11 protein-coding genes are annotated in these 14,371 nt (G+C 60.1%); 4 read left to right on the forward strand and 7 right to left on the reverse strand.

Going from position 1 to position 14,371, the window contains the following annotated elements:
- Together RGM2987_RS02660 and RGM2987_RS02665 are read left to right on the forward strand one after the other, a co-directional pair.
- Positions 1-1,986 (forward strand): RHS repeat-associated core domain-containing protein (locus RGM2987_RS02660; protein ID WP_245138570.1); only part of this gene is annotated, 1,986 nt, incomplete at its 5' end.
- Between the two features lie 3 nt (positions 1,987-1,989).
- A complete protein-coding gene (locus tag RGM2987_RS02665; RefSeq protein ID WP_245138571.1) occupies positions 1,990-2,298 on the forward strand; it encodes a hypothetical protein in 309 nt (102 codons plus the stop codon).
- Positions 2,299-2,574: 276 nt separating this feature from the next.
- On the opposite strand, the gene RGM2987_RS02670 is transcribed toward RGM2987_RS02665, so the two are convergent.
- Both RGM2987_RS02670 and RGM2987_RS02675 read right to left on the reverse strand, forming a co-directional pair.
- Positions 2,575-4,362 (reverse strand): bifunctional diguanylate cyclase/phosphodiesterase, encoded by a 1,788-nt coding sequence (locus RGM2987_RS02670; RefSeq protein ID WP_245138572.1) that lies wholly within the window; start codon positions 4,360-4,362, stop codon positions 2,575-2,577.
- Between the two features lie 128 nt (positions 4,363-4,490).
- Complete coding sequence (locus RGM2987_RS02675; RefSeq protein ID WP_245138573.1) at positions 4,491-6,569, reverse strand: carboxy terminal-processing peptidase; 2,079 nt, start codon at positions 6,567-6,569, stop codon at positions 4,491-4,493.
- Positions 6,570-6,708: 139 nt separating this feature from the next.
- On the opposite strand from RGM2987_RS02675, the gene RGM2987_RS02680 reads away from it, so the two are divergent.
- The gene (locus tag RGM2987_RS02680; RefSeq protein ID WP_245138574.1) at positions 6,709-7,671 is read left to right on the forward strand and encodes an NAD(P)H-quinone oxidoreductase; all 963 of its coding nucleotides are present in this window, start codon (positions 6,709-6,711) and stop codon (positions 7,669-7,671) included.
- A gap of 169 nt (positions 7,672-7,840) precedes the next feature.
- The gene (locus RGM2987_RS02685) at positions 7,841-10,018 is read left to right on the forward strand and encodes a M66 family metalloprotease (RefSeq protein ID WP_245138575.1); all 2,178 of its coding nucleotides are present in this window, start codon (positions 7,841-7,843) and stop codon (positions 10,016-10,018) included.
- A 108-nt stretch (positions 10,019-10,126) separates the two neighbouring features.
- On the opposite strand, the gene RGM2987_RS02690 is transcribed toward RGM2987_RS02685, so the two are convergent.
- The 5 genes from RGM2987_RS02690 to RGM2987_RS02710 are packed head-to-tail and all read right to left on the reverse strand — an operon-like array spanning position 10,127 to position 14,248.
- A complete protein-coding gene (locus RGM2987_RS02690) occupies positions 10,127-10,780 on the reverse strand; it encodes an HAD family hydrolase (protein WP_245138576.1) in 654 nt (217 codons plus the stop codon).
- 46 nt (positions 10,781-10,826) lie between these two features.
- Positions 10,827-11,816: an ABC transporter ATP-binding protein gene (locus RGM2987_RS02695; protein ID WP_245138577.1), complete on the reverse strand. Its 990-nt coding sequence runs from the start codon at positions 11,814-11,816 to the stop codon at positions 10,827-10,829.
- Positions 11,813-12,613: an ABC transporter permease gene (locus tag RGM2987_RS02700; RefSeq protein WP_245138578.1), complete on the reverse strand. Its 801-nt coding sequence runs from the start codon at positions 12,611-12,613 to the stop codon at positions 11,813-11,815. Before RGM2987_RS02700 ends, RGM2987_RS02695 begins: the two co-directional genes overlap by 4 nt.
- Positions 12,600-13,436: an ABC transporter permease subunit gene (locus RGM2987_RS02705; RefSeq protein ID WP_245138580.1), complete on the reverse strand. Its 837-nt coding sequence runs from the start codon at positions 13,434-13,436 to the stop codon at positions 12,600-12,602. The genes RGM2987_RS02700 and RGM2987_RS02705 overlap by 14 nt, the downstream gene beginning before the upstream one ends.
- A gap of 5 nt (positions 13,437-13,441) precedes the next feature.
- On the reverse strand, positions 13,442-14,248 hold the full coding sequence (locus RGM2987_RS02710) for an alkaline phosphatase family protein (RefSeq protein WP_245138579.1): 807 nt from the start codon (positions 14,246-14,248) through the stop codon (positions 13,442-13,444).
- Positions 14,249-14,371 lie beyond the last annotated feature (123 nt).

A 14,371-nucleotide genomic window follows, 5' to 3' on the forward strand; every position in this document is an offset into this window, starting at 1 on the left:
GAATACGCCGACGACCTGCACCTGGTCAGGCGCCGCCTCAACCCCGACGGCACGCAGCTCAAGTACCGCTACGACTCGGCGCGGCTGTTGCTGACCGAGATCGAAAACGAACGCGGCGAAACCTATCGGCTGGACTACACGCCCGGCGGACTGATCCGACAGCAAGTCGGCTTCGATGGGCAACGCACCGCCTATGCCTACGACCTCAACGGCCACCTGCTGGAGAAGATTGAGCACGGCGACGACGGTACGCAACGGGTCACCGCCTACCAGCGCGACGCGGCCGGACGGCTGTTGGTCAAGACCTTGCCCGACGGCCAAGTCATTCAATACCGCTACGACGGCCCGGGGCGGCTGGTGTCGGTCGATGACGGCACCGATCACCCACTGGCTTTTGAATACGACGCCCAGGACCGCCTGATCGGCGAGCACCAGGGCTGGGGCACCCTGCGTTATCGCTACGACGCCTGCGGTCGCCTCAACCACCTGCGCCTGCCGGACAACAGCCAGCTCGATTTCCACCACGCCACCGGCGGCGCGCTGACCGCCATCGACCTCAACGGCACCCGACTCACCGACCATCAAAGTCGCGGCGGCCGCGAAGTGCAGCGCCAGCAGGGCCTGCTGCGCAGCCAGTATGACTACGACGAACAGGGCCGGCTCAAGGCCCAGACGGTGTGGCAAAACCAGCAACAACTGTTCTGGCGCGATTATGCCTACAGCGCCAAAGGCCACCTCGAAACCCTTTCCGACAACCGAAACCGCCGCAGCTACCAGTACGATCAGCGGGATCGCTTGACCCGCATCGACTTTTCCCACACCGAGCCGCCGGAACACTACGGCCACGACCCGGCCGGCAACCTGTTGATGATGGACCGCCCCGGTCCCGTCACCTTCAAGGGCAACCGCCTGCTGCTGGACGGCGACCGGCACTACGACTACGACGCCTTCGGCAATCTGATCCGCGAACGCCGGGGCAAGGCCCACAGCCTCGTCACCGAATACCGCTACGACAGCCAGCACCGGCTGATCGGCCTCACCACCCCGGACGGTCGCGAAACGTCCTACCGCTACGACGCCTTCGGCCGACGCATCAGCAAGACCGTAGACGGCCTGACCACGGAATTTTTCTGGCAAGGCGACCAACTCGTCGCCGAAAGCAGCCCACGCCACCACCGCAGCTACCTCTACGAACCCGGCACCTTCCGCCCCCTGGCCATGCTCGATGGCAAAGGCCTGAACGCCTGCCCGTTCTACTACCACCTCGACCACCTGGGCACGCCTCAGGAGTTGACCAACTTCGCTGGCCAGATCGTCTGGTCCGCCCGCTACGCCGGCTACGGCAAACTCACCGAGCAAACCCATGGCGGCGGCGAACAACTGGATCAACCGCTGCGCTTCCAGGGCCAATACTTTGATCCTGAAAGTGGCCTGCATTACAACCGCCACCGCTACTACAATCCCGAGACTGGACGCTACCTGACGCCGGATCCGAGTAAGTTGGCGGGTGGGCTCAATGGGTATCGGTACACCCTGAACCCGACGGGGTGGGTGGATCCGTTGGGGTTGGTGGATTGCCCGGGAGAAAACAAATGCAACCCCGAACGAGGCGGCGAAGCGCCTGAGCAAAATGTAAGTGTTAATGAGGGCACACCAAGCACTCCTGATGTTCAATGGACGAGGCACGGAAACAAACACGTTGCGCCAAAGGCTCCATGGTCATCTGTCGTTAAATCCACCGCAAATGGAGGAGCAGCCAAGTATCTTCCTGACACTGATATAGAGGCTCTTGAGCGTCTGGTCTTTGCCAACGGACAGGACGTAACCAACGGAAAGCCTTGGAAGGTAATGGATATGGGGCGAACGATTGGAGCAAACGACGGAAAGGAGACGAGATATATGAGAGTTGAGCTGAGCGCAAACACAATCCATGGACATCCGATCTCGGAAGAGTCATTTAGAAAATTGACCAAGAAGAAAAAATAATCTATGGAACTGTACGAAGTAAAAGCACTAGGTGGCGTAATAACTTTCGATGATATTTCTTGCCTCGACCAATCGGTAGGTGTGGCCGAAATAATAGATGAGTTGAAAGAGGACCTATTTCAAGCGTCCTTTCCCTTCGAGCAAATAATCGATATTGGTTGGTACCCGGAGTTTTGTGAGTCCGGTTTTTTTAGAGTTTCGCTGATTCTGGAATGCAATTGGGATGCTCCCGTCTATAGCGAGGAAGCCAAGGACTGGGTTGAGCTGGCGGCTGCTTTAACGAATACCTTAAAAAAGGTCAGGTTGGCTTGAACTGGGATATAACTCCAGAGTTGATCGGGAAGGAATTGATTTCACTGACAGCTCGTTTTCGATCAACTCAATCCACACGCCGCCAAGCTGCTTTGTGGCGAGGGGATTTATCCCCGCTGGGCTGTAGAGCAGCCCCCAAACCAGACAACTCGGAGTATCAGGAGGAATGAGTTCGCTGCTTTAGGGCTGCTCCGCAGCCCAGCGGGGATAAATCCCCTCGCCACAGAGGTATCGCTAGGCGTTCGAGCCGTGGCGTGGATGCAAGCGGTAATCCACTCACATCAACAAGTCCAACTCCACCACCGGCACCTGTTCAACCAATCCATCTATCAAATACAAACTCCCCCCAACAATCTCCTTCGCATGATGCTTGGCCTGCGAAGCCAGTTCTGCCAACTGGCTCGCATCCAACTCCCCACACGCCTCCGACCGTAGATGCACCACCCCGATCGACAGCGACAACAAAGGAAAATCCTGGCGAACGCCCTGTCGATTCAACGCTGTGAAGCACCCGGCCTCCAGGTGTTCGGGTCGGTAGAACCGCCGGCAGTGGGTCTGGAAGTCGCTCAGGAGCTGGTCGAGGCGTTTGCGCCAGTCTTCGGGGCCGAGGACCAGGAGGAAGTCGTCGCCGCCGATGTGGCCGACGAAGTCGCGGCTGGGGTCGATGCGTTCGTTCAGGCATTGCGCCAGGCACAGTAGGACTTCGTCGCCGCGGCCGTAGCCGTAGATGTCGTTGAAGGGTTTGAAGCTGTCGATGTCGACGTAGCAGATCACCGATTCCTGGCGCTGCTGCAGCACGCGGGTGAGGCATTGCTGGATCGGTACGTTGCCCGGCAGCAGGGTCAGTGGGTTGGCGTAGCGGGCCTGTTGGATTTTCAATTCGGTGATCAGCTTGAGCACGTCGATTACCCGGCCCAGGCCCAGGTAGCTGCCGTTGAGGGTGATGATGAAATCTTCTTCGATGCGTTGCCGGGCGCGGCTGGTGATGAGGCGGCTGACCTGTTGCAACGACTGGGTCAGTTCCACCGCGAGGAAGTCGTCGCTCATCAGGCGGCTGATGGGCTTGCGGGCGAACAGGTCGGTGGCGAAGGGCTTGAGCAAGGCGTCGGAGAGTGAATGGCGATGTACGATGCCGCAGGGTTGTTCCCGATCGTCCAGCACGGCCAGAGAGTTGAGGTTGGCCTGGCGGCGAAACGCGTCCAGCACGGTGGCGGTCGGGGTGTCGTGGGCCACGGCCGGCTGTTCGTTGAGCAGCGCGCCGAGATCGTTGACCTCGTCGTTCAGCGACACCACGCCGCTGTCCTGTTTGGGCATCAGCGCCCTGGCATCGCGCGACGGCTGTTCCTGAGGCCTGGCGACCAGGTAGCCCTGGACCAGGTCGACGCCCATTTCGATCAGCACCGCCAATTCTTCCGGCAGTTCAATACCTTCGGCGATCACTTGGGCCCGGGACGTACGAGCGATTTTCAGGATAGAGCCGACGAATTCGCGCTTGAGGGCATCCTGATGAATGCCGTCGATGAAATGCCGGTCGATCTTGACGTAGTCCGGACGCAATTCCGACCAGAGCCGTAGGCTCGAATACCCGGCGCCCAGGTCGTCCAGGGCAATCGAGAAGCCCATCGCCCGGTAGTGATGCAGGGCGTTCTGCAACAGCTGGAAGTCATCGATGGGGGTCTGTTCGGTCAGTTCGATCACGACCTGGCTGGGCGGGATGCCGAAGTCTTGCAACAGTTGCAATGTGCGCCCGGTCTGGTGCGCCGCCTCTAGCAGCGATTCGGGCGAAACGTTGAGGAATAACTTGCCCGGCAGTTTCTGCTCGTTGAAGCGGTGACAGGCGCTGCGTCGGCAGGCCAGTTCCAGCTCGCTGAGACGCCCGGCCTGGCGGGCCACGGAGAGCAAGGCGATGGGGGAGTGCAACGGACTGTTGGACGGGCCGCGAGTCAAGGCTTCGTAACCGACGATGCGTCGTTCGGATAGGCAGAGGATCGGCTGGAACAGGCTGTGCAAACCGCTTTGAGTCAGGATTGAACTCAAGGCACCCAGCTGTTCTGTCGTGGTCATGGCTTTCTCTGGCGATAAAAAAGGACCGGGCGCTCTCCATTCAGGAGGCGCCCGGTCCTTATTTCACGACAGACCGATGTCAGTTTGATGACACTCCGGCGAGCATCACCATTAAATCGCCATCATCTTTAGTGTTTGGCCACCGCCGTGTTGAGCTTCAGGTAATCCAGCAGGATCCGCCCGGTTTCGCTCAGGTAGGCATCGTCTTCCGGCTTGGTTTTCTCCGGCTCGGTGATCAGGTCTTCGTCCTCTTTCTTCAGTTCTTTGAGTGGTTCTTCGCCCTTGGCCTTGCGACGCAGGTTTTCCATCGCCAGTTGCTTGGCTTCGATGTCGGCATGCTGCGCGCGACGGTCGGCTTCGTTGAGGGTGACGGTTTTCTCCAGCATCAGTTTTTGCGCCAGGGCCAGCTTGTCGCGGATGAACACAAACTCGGCATCCTGGGCCGTGCGGCTGTCATGTTCGGACTTGAGCTGGCTCAGGAATGGCTTGAACGGATCCACGGCCGGCTTGATCGCGGGCTTGATGGTGTCCCACGGCATGGCTTCGGGCAGGGCGCTTTCGCCGATTTCCTTGGTGTCGATGATCGACGGGTAGTCGATGTCCGGCAGTACGCCCTGATGCTGGGTGCTCTGGCCGGAAACCCGGTAGAACTTCGCCAGGGTCAGTTTCAGCTCACCATGGTTGAGCGGCTGGATGGTCTGCACGGTGCCTTTGCCGAAGGTCTGGCCGCCGATGATCAGCGCGCGGTGATAATCCTGCATGGCGCCGGCAAAAATTTCCGAGGCCGAAGCGGACAGGCGGTTGACCAGCAGCGCCATCGGTCCTTTGTAGAAAGCCCCTGGGTTTTCGTCTTCCAGCACATCCACGCGGCCATCGGCATTACGTACGAGCACGGTCGGGCCTTTGTCGATGAACAGGCTGGTCAACTCGGTGGCTTCCTGCAGGGAGCCGCCGCCGTTGTTGCGCAAGTCGATGACGACACCGTCGACTTTTTCTTTCTGCAGCTCGGTCAGCAGCTTCTTGACGTCGCGGGTGGTGCTCTTGTAGTCCGGATCGCCGGCGCGGAACGCCTTGAAGTCCAGGTAGAAGGCCGGGATCTCGATGACGCCGAGCTTGTAGTCCTTGCCGTCCTGTTTCAGATTGAGGACCGATTTCTTCGCCGCCTGCTCTTCCAGCTTCACCGCTTCACGGGTGATGGCGACGATCTTGCTGGTCTGGTCGTTTGGCGCATTGCTGGCCGGGATAACTTCCAGGCGCACCACCGAACCTTTCGGACCGCGGATCAGCTTGACCACTTCGTCCAGGCGCCAGCCGACCACGTCGACCATTTCCTTGTTGCCCTGGGCAACACCGATGATCTTGTCCGCCGGCCCGACCTGTTTGGTCTTGTCCGCCGGCCCCGCCGGCACCAGGCGTACGATCTTGACCTGGTCGTTGTCGCTTTGCAGGACCGCGCCGATGCCTTCCAGGGACAGGCTCATGTTGATGTCGAAGTTTTCCGCGTTATCCGGCGACAGATAGTTGGTGTGCGGGTCGTAGGACATGGCGAAAGTGTTGATGTACGCCTGGAAGATATCCTCGGCACGGGTCTGGTCCAGGCGCGCCAGTTGGTTCTTGTAGCGCTTGGTCAGGGTTTCCTGGATCTGCTTGGGATCCTTGCCGGCGATCTTCATGCGCAGCACTTCGTCCTTGACGCGTTTGCGCCATAGGTCGTCGAGCTCTGCGCTGCTTTTGAGCCAAGGGGCGTCCTTGCGATCAACCAGCAAGGTTTCCTTGGCATTGAAATCGATTTTGTCGACGCCTTTGTCCAGCTCGGCGAGGGCGTAGTCCAGACGCGCTTTCACCCGGTCCAGGTAGCGCTTGTAGATGATGAACCCGGCGTTCAGGTCGCCGCTCTTGAGGAAATCGTCGAACTGGGTTTTCCACTTGTCGAATTCGGCGATGTCGCTGGCCAGGAAATAACTGCGCGACGGATCAAGCAGCTTCAGGTAGCTGTCATAGATGATGACCGAGCGCGCGTCGTCGAGCGGCGGCTTGCTGTAGTGATGGCGCTTGAGCAGCTCGACGACGTTAAGGCTGGCAATCACCTCGTCACGATCGGGCTGAAGCTTGTCCCAGCTGTTGGCCGCAAACGTGTTGCTTGAGAGCGTGGAAACGCCAAGGCCAATGAAAAGGGCAAGTGCAGTACTGGGGAACAAACGCTTCATGCTGATTCGACGCAGGGACAATTGATAACGCATATTAGGCCGTCTTTGAAGTCGCCGGTTCCATGTGGCCCGGGCGCATAATGCAAGAAAGCCCGGCGTTACAGCAGCGGGCCCAGTCGAGACTCACTATGGAGGCACCGTGAAAGCATTGCAAGGCGTTGAAGGCCAAGTGGTATGGGCGCAGGAGCCAACTCCTGCGTGTGATGCAGGGCAAGTTCGGATTCGGGTGGCGGCGGCCGGCCTGAATCGGGCCGATTTATTGCAGAAGGCAGGGCTTTATCCGCCGCCGCCCGGCGCGAGCCAGGTACTGGGGCTGGAGTGTTCCGGGGTCATCAGCGAAGTCGGCCCGGGATCGTCCTGGGCAGTCGGCGACCGCGTTTGTGCGCTGCTGGCCGGCGGTGGGATGGCTGAAGAAGTAGTGGTCGATGGCCGCCATGTGTTGCCGGTGCCGGAGGGCTTGTCGTTGGCTGAAGCCGCCGCGCTGCCTGAGGTCTACAGCACCGCGTGGCTGAATCTGTTTCAACTGGCCGCGCTCAAACCGGGGGAAAAAGTGCTGTTGCACGCCGGGGCCAGTGGCGTCGGCTCGGCTGCGATCCAGCTGTGCAAGGCGTTCGGCAACCCGTGCTGGGTCAGTGTCGGTTCGGCGGATCGGCTGGCTTATTGCGAAGCCTTGGGCGCTCAGGGCGGTGTGATTCGCAGCGACGATATCAACCGTTTGAGCGAGTTCGGCCCCTTCGATGTGATCCTCGATCCAGTGGGTGCGAACTACGCCAAACTCAATGTGAAACTTTTGTCAGTTGACGGACGCTGGGTGCTGATCGGGCTCATGGGCGGTCGCTCGGCCGAACTTGACCTGGCCCAGGTCCTGGGCAAGCGTATCCAACTGTTGGGCTCGACGTTGCGCAGTCGTGACGACCAGTTCAAGGCTGATCTGATCAGTGAGTTGGGCCGGCAGGTCTGGCCGCTGTTTGCAGAAGGTCGTTTGAGCCCGCAACTGGCGAAAACCTTTGCCATCCAGGATGCCGAGGCGGCGTTTGCGGAGCTGGCGACCAATCAGGTGTCGGGGAAGTTGGTGTTGGTGATTGATGGGAGTTTGAGCTGACTCAGCGCGTTGGATAGACATACACCCTGTCGGGTCTGACAGTAGACGCCTGCAAATGTCCGGCCCTAGAGTGGGGGCGAAATGACCGATGCCTCTTTGATCAGCTCATGCACCTCGAGCCTCTGGAAAAGAGGCTCTCCCTCTCGCACCACACCAGGCGAGGTTTCCCATGACAAACGATTCGAGTGCGACGAATGCCCGGCGCGCGGCCTTGGCACTCATGCAGACCGGGTTGACCCCTACCGATGCTGCGATCGAGCTGCTGGCAGGCCAGCGCATCGACAAGGAAACCCTGACCCAGTGCCGTGAATCCCTTGGCCTCACGGCGCAAGCAGAGGCGGGACAGCGCCCTCGGCAAGGCACTACGTACGATTTTCTGGAAGACACACCCCTGAAGACCAATCTTCAATACGGACAGGTTTTTTTCGTGCAAAGCCACACGATGACCGTTCCGGAACTGGATCGTGGGCCCTGGCTGGTCGTTGGACGTGAAACCCTGGTGATCTTCAGGCGTTCCCCTGGTGTCAGGTATTTTCCTGTCGTTGCGGTCTCCCAGTTCGGCGAGCGGGCGTTCAGCGAGGGCGTACCGGCCTCCGACGCGCCGGCCGATCCCGACGATGACAGTGTGGTCTATCTTCGGGAAGCTTGGAGTACCGTGATACCGGCGGCCTGGATGCGCCCCGGGTTGTCTTTGGGCATTGGCTTCGACAACTTGATCGTCAATCAATTGGGGGCCAGCCGACTGAAGTTTGGCGCGCCGATGCAACTGATCCTGCAAAATATCCAGATCGGTATGTTGGCGGACCCAAGAGCACCTCTACCCGAGACTGGAGAGTTACCTCCGGAGCACAACTTCATTACGCAGCCGGCCTTGGCCGGTGTGGATTATTTTCAGAAAATCCCTGTTGCCAAGCTAGTGGTTGCGCAATACGCCCCCGTCCACTTGGCGCGGGTGGTGATGTCCTCCGGAAAGGTCTACACCGAGGCCAGTGACGTTCGAGGCTCTTTCCACGAGGGGGACATGCGCCAGGATGTCGGGAAGTCGCTGATCTCCACGGGTATCAACCTGGCCAATTACGGTATTCGCGACAGCGCGGGTAATAACGAGCAACTACCCAACCCGGTGCCCCATTTGCAGGTGGTTGCACACACCAGCGTCGGCAACTACAGCAATGGCATCGTCCACCATGGCTTGAGTGGTGGGGGCGGCATGGCCACGCTGTATGAAACCAAGGGTAATGAGTGCTCCCATGAGTTGGGGCATAACCTGGGCCTCGGCCATTTTCCCGGAGGCGGTCCCGGCTCCATTCACCAGCCCGGCTACAGCTGGGGCTACGATCTCTGGCGCAAGCGCTTGATCGCCAGCCTGCGCTGGGGGCACTCGGGTCACACCTGCATGAAATCGGACGGTGCCAGCTGCGAGCCGGGAGATACGTCTTGTTATTGCGTTGCGCCATTCGCCGACAAATACAAGTTCAATACCGACACTATGGCCTCGGGCTGGGTATCGGGGACCATTTCCGAGTATGTCCAGCATACGAACTACAGTGCCTCTGCGCTGCAGCGGGCCCTCAGCAGGGTGCCGTTTGTCGATCCTGACAGCCTCACCGGCTACAGCATTTTCAATACGGTCACCCAAGCGCTGGAGCCCTACGATACCGGTCGTCCGAAGCCAATACTGCTGGGGGTGTCTGTCGTGACCCTGGTCGGATTCATCGACCCACTCGGCGAGTTTGAGACCTTCATCTTGCCGCTGTATGGGAATTTTGGGCACGTATTCGAGGGCGACGAGATCGAGGTGCCTATCCCGGCCGACCTGTTGCATATCGATGTGGTTGGCACGGACTTTCGTTTCAGGTTGAGTTCGCAAAGGCTGGGGGCGGGTCGCTCGAACAAGTTCCACTGCAATGTCCCTTATCTTGGCACCGAACTCCAGGTCGAGCTCAAGCGTGGCGATACGCTGCTTGCCCATATCGTCGTGCCCGTCCTGGCGCAACCGCTGCCGATGCCGGTCACGGTGGGAGGCGAGGGCTGGGAAACGCGATTTGCCGACCAGTTACCGGACTTCAGCACATGGCGGCCCACCTCCGAATGCTCGGGTTCGATCGCCGATGTTGAGCGGGCGCTGGAAAACACCTACGGCCCGTTGCATCGTTGCTCACAAGACGATGCCGCACGCCAGGGTCGTCGGCCCGGCGATCTCTACGCCCGTGATTGTCCGGCCCAGGGCGAGCGCGAGTATTTCTTGTTGAGAAGCCATGAACAGGCGCCGTTACCCGATGGTGCAGGCGATAACCCGGATTGGCGATACCTGGGAAACAGCCGTGAGCTATTGCAGCAGGTGTGAAGCAGATCGTGCAGCAGCCATCCATTGGCTTGGGTAGACGGCTGCCAGGAAGGGCATTGGTTGACTGACGCACCGCTATCGCGAGCAAGCTTGCTCCCAAAGGGCTGCTTATTTCCAGCTATGAATCGGCCACCCGGCCGATTCGGCGTGGGCCTTCAGCACCGGGTCCGGGTTCACCACATGCGGGTGGTCCACTCGCAGCAGCAACGGCAGGTCATTGCGCGAGTCGGAGTAGAAACTTGCACCTTCGAGGTTCTCCTCCTCGGCATCCAGCCAGTCCAGCAACCGCGCGATCTTGCCTTCGCGGTAGGTCAGGGTGCCCACGGTCTTGCCGCTGTATACCCCATGGGCCACTTCAAGCTCGATTGCCAGGATTTCATCGATACCCAGGCGCTCGGCAATCGGCTTGACCAGGTGCGTGCCCGAGGCCGAGATCACCAGGATCCGGTCGCCGGCCTTGCGGTGTTCGGCGATGGTGCGGGTGGCGTCGCTGAAGATGATCGGCTCGATGAAGTCTTCCACCCAGGGCGTCACCAGATGTTCGACTTCTTCGGGTGTGCGACCGATCATTGGCTCCAGACTGAAATCCATGTAGGCCTCCATCAGCAGCTTGCCGTGGCTGTAGGCGTCCATCAGCTCGTTGTTGCGGCGCATGAAGGACTCGGGATCGACCCAGCCCAGGCGGCCCATTTGCTCGCTCCAGAGGGTGGCGCAATCGCCGTGGATCAGGGTTTCGTCCAGATCAAAAATTGCCAGGGCCATCAACGCGTTTTCCTTTTCAAGATCAGTTTCAAGATCAATAACGCCATCAGGCTACCTCACACAGCGCCGACGGATCGATGGAAAGCGACAGCCGTGCCCCATCGGGATGCAGATCGGCGGCCGAGCGGTTGAGCACATCCACCACCAATTCCACGCCGCGGGCCTCGACCCGGTAGCGGATGACGTTGCCCAGCAGGCTGTGGCTGCGGATCAGCGCATCCGGTTCGCCGTTGCGACTCAGTTCGATGGCCTCCGGGCGAATGGCGATGCGCGCACTCACCGGACGTTGCAGCAGCCGGGTGGCGCTGTCGGCGTCCAGCAGGTTGTAGTTGCCGATGAAGCCCGCGGCGAAGACATCCACCGGCGCGGTGTAGAGGGTTTCGGCATCGCCGCTCTGTACGATCTTTCCCTGATTCATCAGGAAAATCCGGTCAGACATGGTCAGCGCTTCTTCCTGGTCGTGTGTGACGAAAATCGTGGTCAAGCCCAGTTCACGCTGGATCTGACGGATCTGTTCGCGCAGGTGCTTGCGAATCCGCGCATCGAGGGCCGACAGCGGCTCGTCCAGCAGCAACAGACGCGGACGGGTCACCAGGGAGCGAGCCAGGGCCACTCGCTGGCACTGGCCGCCGGACAATTGATGAGGGTAGCGGCCGGCAAAGTCGTGCAGCTCCACCAGGCGCAAGATCTCCAGCACCCGCTGGCGGCTGTCCTCGGCGTTCACCTTTTGCATGCGCAGGCCAAAGGCGACGTTCTGTTCCACGGTCATGTTGGGGAACAACGCGTAGCTCTGGAACACCATGCCAATACCGCGCTTTTGCGGGTTCAGTGGGACGATGTCTTGCCCGTCCAGCAGGATCTGGCCGGCGTCTACCGGCGTCAGGCCGGCAATGCAGCGCAACAGGGTGGACTTGCCGCAGCCGGAAGGGCCGAGGAGGGTGACGAACTCACCTTTGCCGATCTGGCAGTTGATGTCGCTGAACACTGGCGTGCCGGCGTAGGTTTTTTGCAGATGTTGGACGCTGACGTAGCTCATTGGCTTTTGTCCTTGTTCAAGATGTTGGCCGCCCAGGTCAGGACCAGTACGAAGAAGAAGTAGGAAATCACCAGCGCACTGGTGAAGTGACCGCTGCTGTTGCGCATGTTGTTCAGGTACACCTGCAGGGTTTCATAGCGGGTGCCGACGAGGATGTTGGCAAACACGAACTCGCCGAACAGGAATGAGAAGGACAGCAGCAACGCCACCATCAAGCCTTTGCGCAGGTTGGGCAGCACCACCAGCACGGCGGCCTGGAAGGTGCTGGCGCCGAGCAGTTGGGCGGCGTCCATCAGGTCCCGCAGGTTGATGGCTTGCAGGTTGTTGGTGATCGCCCGGTACATGAACGGCAGGGCGACGGTGAAGTAGCAGCCGATCAGGATCCACGGCGTGCCCACCATGGCCAGCGGCCCGGAACCGTAAAGTTGCAGCAGCCCCACCGACGACACCACCGGCGGCACCGCAAAGGGCAGCAGGATGAGGATGTTCATCAGCGCGTCGAGTTTCGGGAAGTGGTAATGCACCACGAACAGCAGCGGTAGGATCAATACCACCGAGAGCACCAGCGCACCGACGCAGACCAGCAGCGATTGACCGAAGGCGCTGAGGAAACGCGGATCGCTCCACAGCTGCACATACCACTTGAAGGTGAAGCCTGCGGGCAGCACGGTGGCTGACCAACTGCTGGCGATGGAGTAGATCAACGTGCCGGCCAGGGGCAGCAGCAGGATGGCGAACAGCAGGTACACCACCGCCCGATGATAGAGCCCGGCCGGGCTCGATTCAGCGCGAGACATGGTAGCTCCTCTTGAGCAGCAACTGATGGATCACGGTCACCAGGGTCATCAATGCCACCAGCACCACGGCCAGGGCACTGGCCATGTTCGGGTCGAGGGAAATGTCCCCGGAGACCATGGCCGCAATGCGAATCGGCAGTACGTTGAAGTTACCAGTGGTCAGCGCATAGACCGTGGCATAGGCGCCGAGGGCGTTGGCCAGCAGGATCACGAAGGTGCCCAGCAACGCCGGGGTCAGCACCGGCAGGCCAATATGCCGCCAGAATTGCCAGCCGCTGGCGCCCAACAGCTCTGCGGACTCGCGCCAGTCTTCACGCAGGGCGTCAAAGGCCGGATAGAGCAACAGCACGCCCAGGGGAATCTGGAAATAGGTGTAGAGAATGATCAGGCCGGTCTTCGAATAAAGGTTGAAGTCCTCGATGATCCCCGCCTGCTTGAGCATCAGCGTGATGCTGCCGTTGAACCCCAACAGGATGATGAAGGCGAAGGCCAGGGGTACGCCGGCGAAGTTGCTGGTCATGTTGGCGAACGCGTTGACGAAGTTGCGCAGCCGCGAATCGACCCGGCGCAGGGAATAGCTGCCGAGCACGGCGATGATGATGCCGAATACGCTGGACCAGAAGCTGATTTCCAGGCTGTGCTGGATCGCTTGCAGGTAAAACTTCGAATTGAAGATCTTGCTGAAATTGGCCAGGCCCCAGCCGAACTCTTCCGATTCCAGGCTGTTGACCAGCACCCAGAGCAGCGGGGCGATCTGGAACACGATGAAGAAAATCGCGAAGGGCACCAGACACAAGGCTGCCAGCCATTTGCCGCGGGTCATGGCATTCACTTGAGCAGCTCCCGGCAATAGGGTTTGTCGTGATCGACGCCGAGCAGCCGGCAGATGGTGCCGCACAGTTCGGTCTGTCTCGGTGCCGCGGCAGGGTCGAGGCTGAAGCCGTCACCGAGGACAAACAGCGGCACTTCGCGCTCTTCGGCCAGCAGGCCGTTGTGGGAGCGGTCGTTGTTCATGCCGTGATCGGCCGTCACCAGTACCTGGTAACCGGCATCGAGCCAGTCTTGCAGGTAGACCGCAAGATTGATGTCGGCCGAGCGGGCGCTGTTGCGGTATTGCGGGGTGTCGAGGCCGTGCTTGTGGCCGGCATCGTCGATGTTCATCGGATGCACCAGCAGGAAGTTCGGCGAGTAACGCTGGCGCAAATGTTCGGCGTCGGCGAACAGGTGGGAATCGGGATAGTGGTCGTTCCAGTAGAAATGCCCGTACTGGATCGGCAGGTCTGGGTTGTCGGTATGGCGATCGCGACCGGCCACGAACGGCGACGCGTTGTAGAGTTCGCTGACCCAGTGATAGGCAGCCGCTGCCGTACTCAAGCCGGCTGCGCTGGCGTAGTGGAAGATACTGCGCTGGTTCGACAGGCGCGAGACGTTGTTGTGCACGATCCCGCTGTCGATGGGCACGACGCCGGTGAGGATGCATTCGTAGAGTGGTCGGGACAGGGCCGGCAGTTCACATTCCAGTTTGTAGAGCGCCGCGCGTCCTGCGCTGACATACGCCTGCAAATGCCCCATGGCATGCCGGGCGACTTCATGATTGAGGCCGTCGAGCACTACCAGGATGACGTTGTGCTTCATGGGTAACAGGGCTCCAGGCAAAACCGCAATAGTTGGCTCGGTGAAGCCCCCTGTGGGAGCGGGCTTGCTCGCGAATGCGGTCTGACATTCAACATTGGTGTTGCCTGACCCACCGCATTCGCG

This window comes from Pseudomonas sp. RGM2987, from assembly GCF_022952855.1.
Lineage (GTDB): Bacteria > Pseudomonadota > Gammaproteobacteria > Pseudomonadales > Pseudomonadaceae > Aquipseudomonas.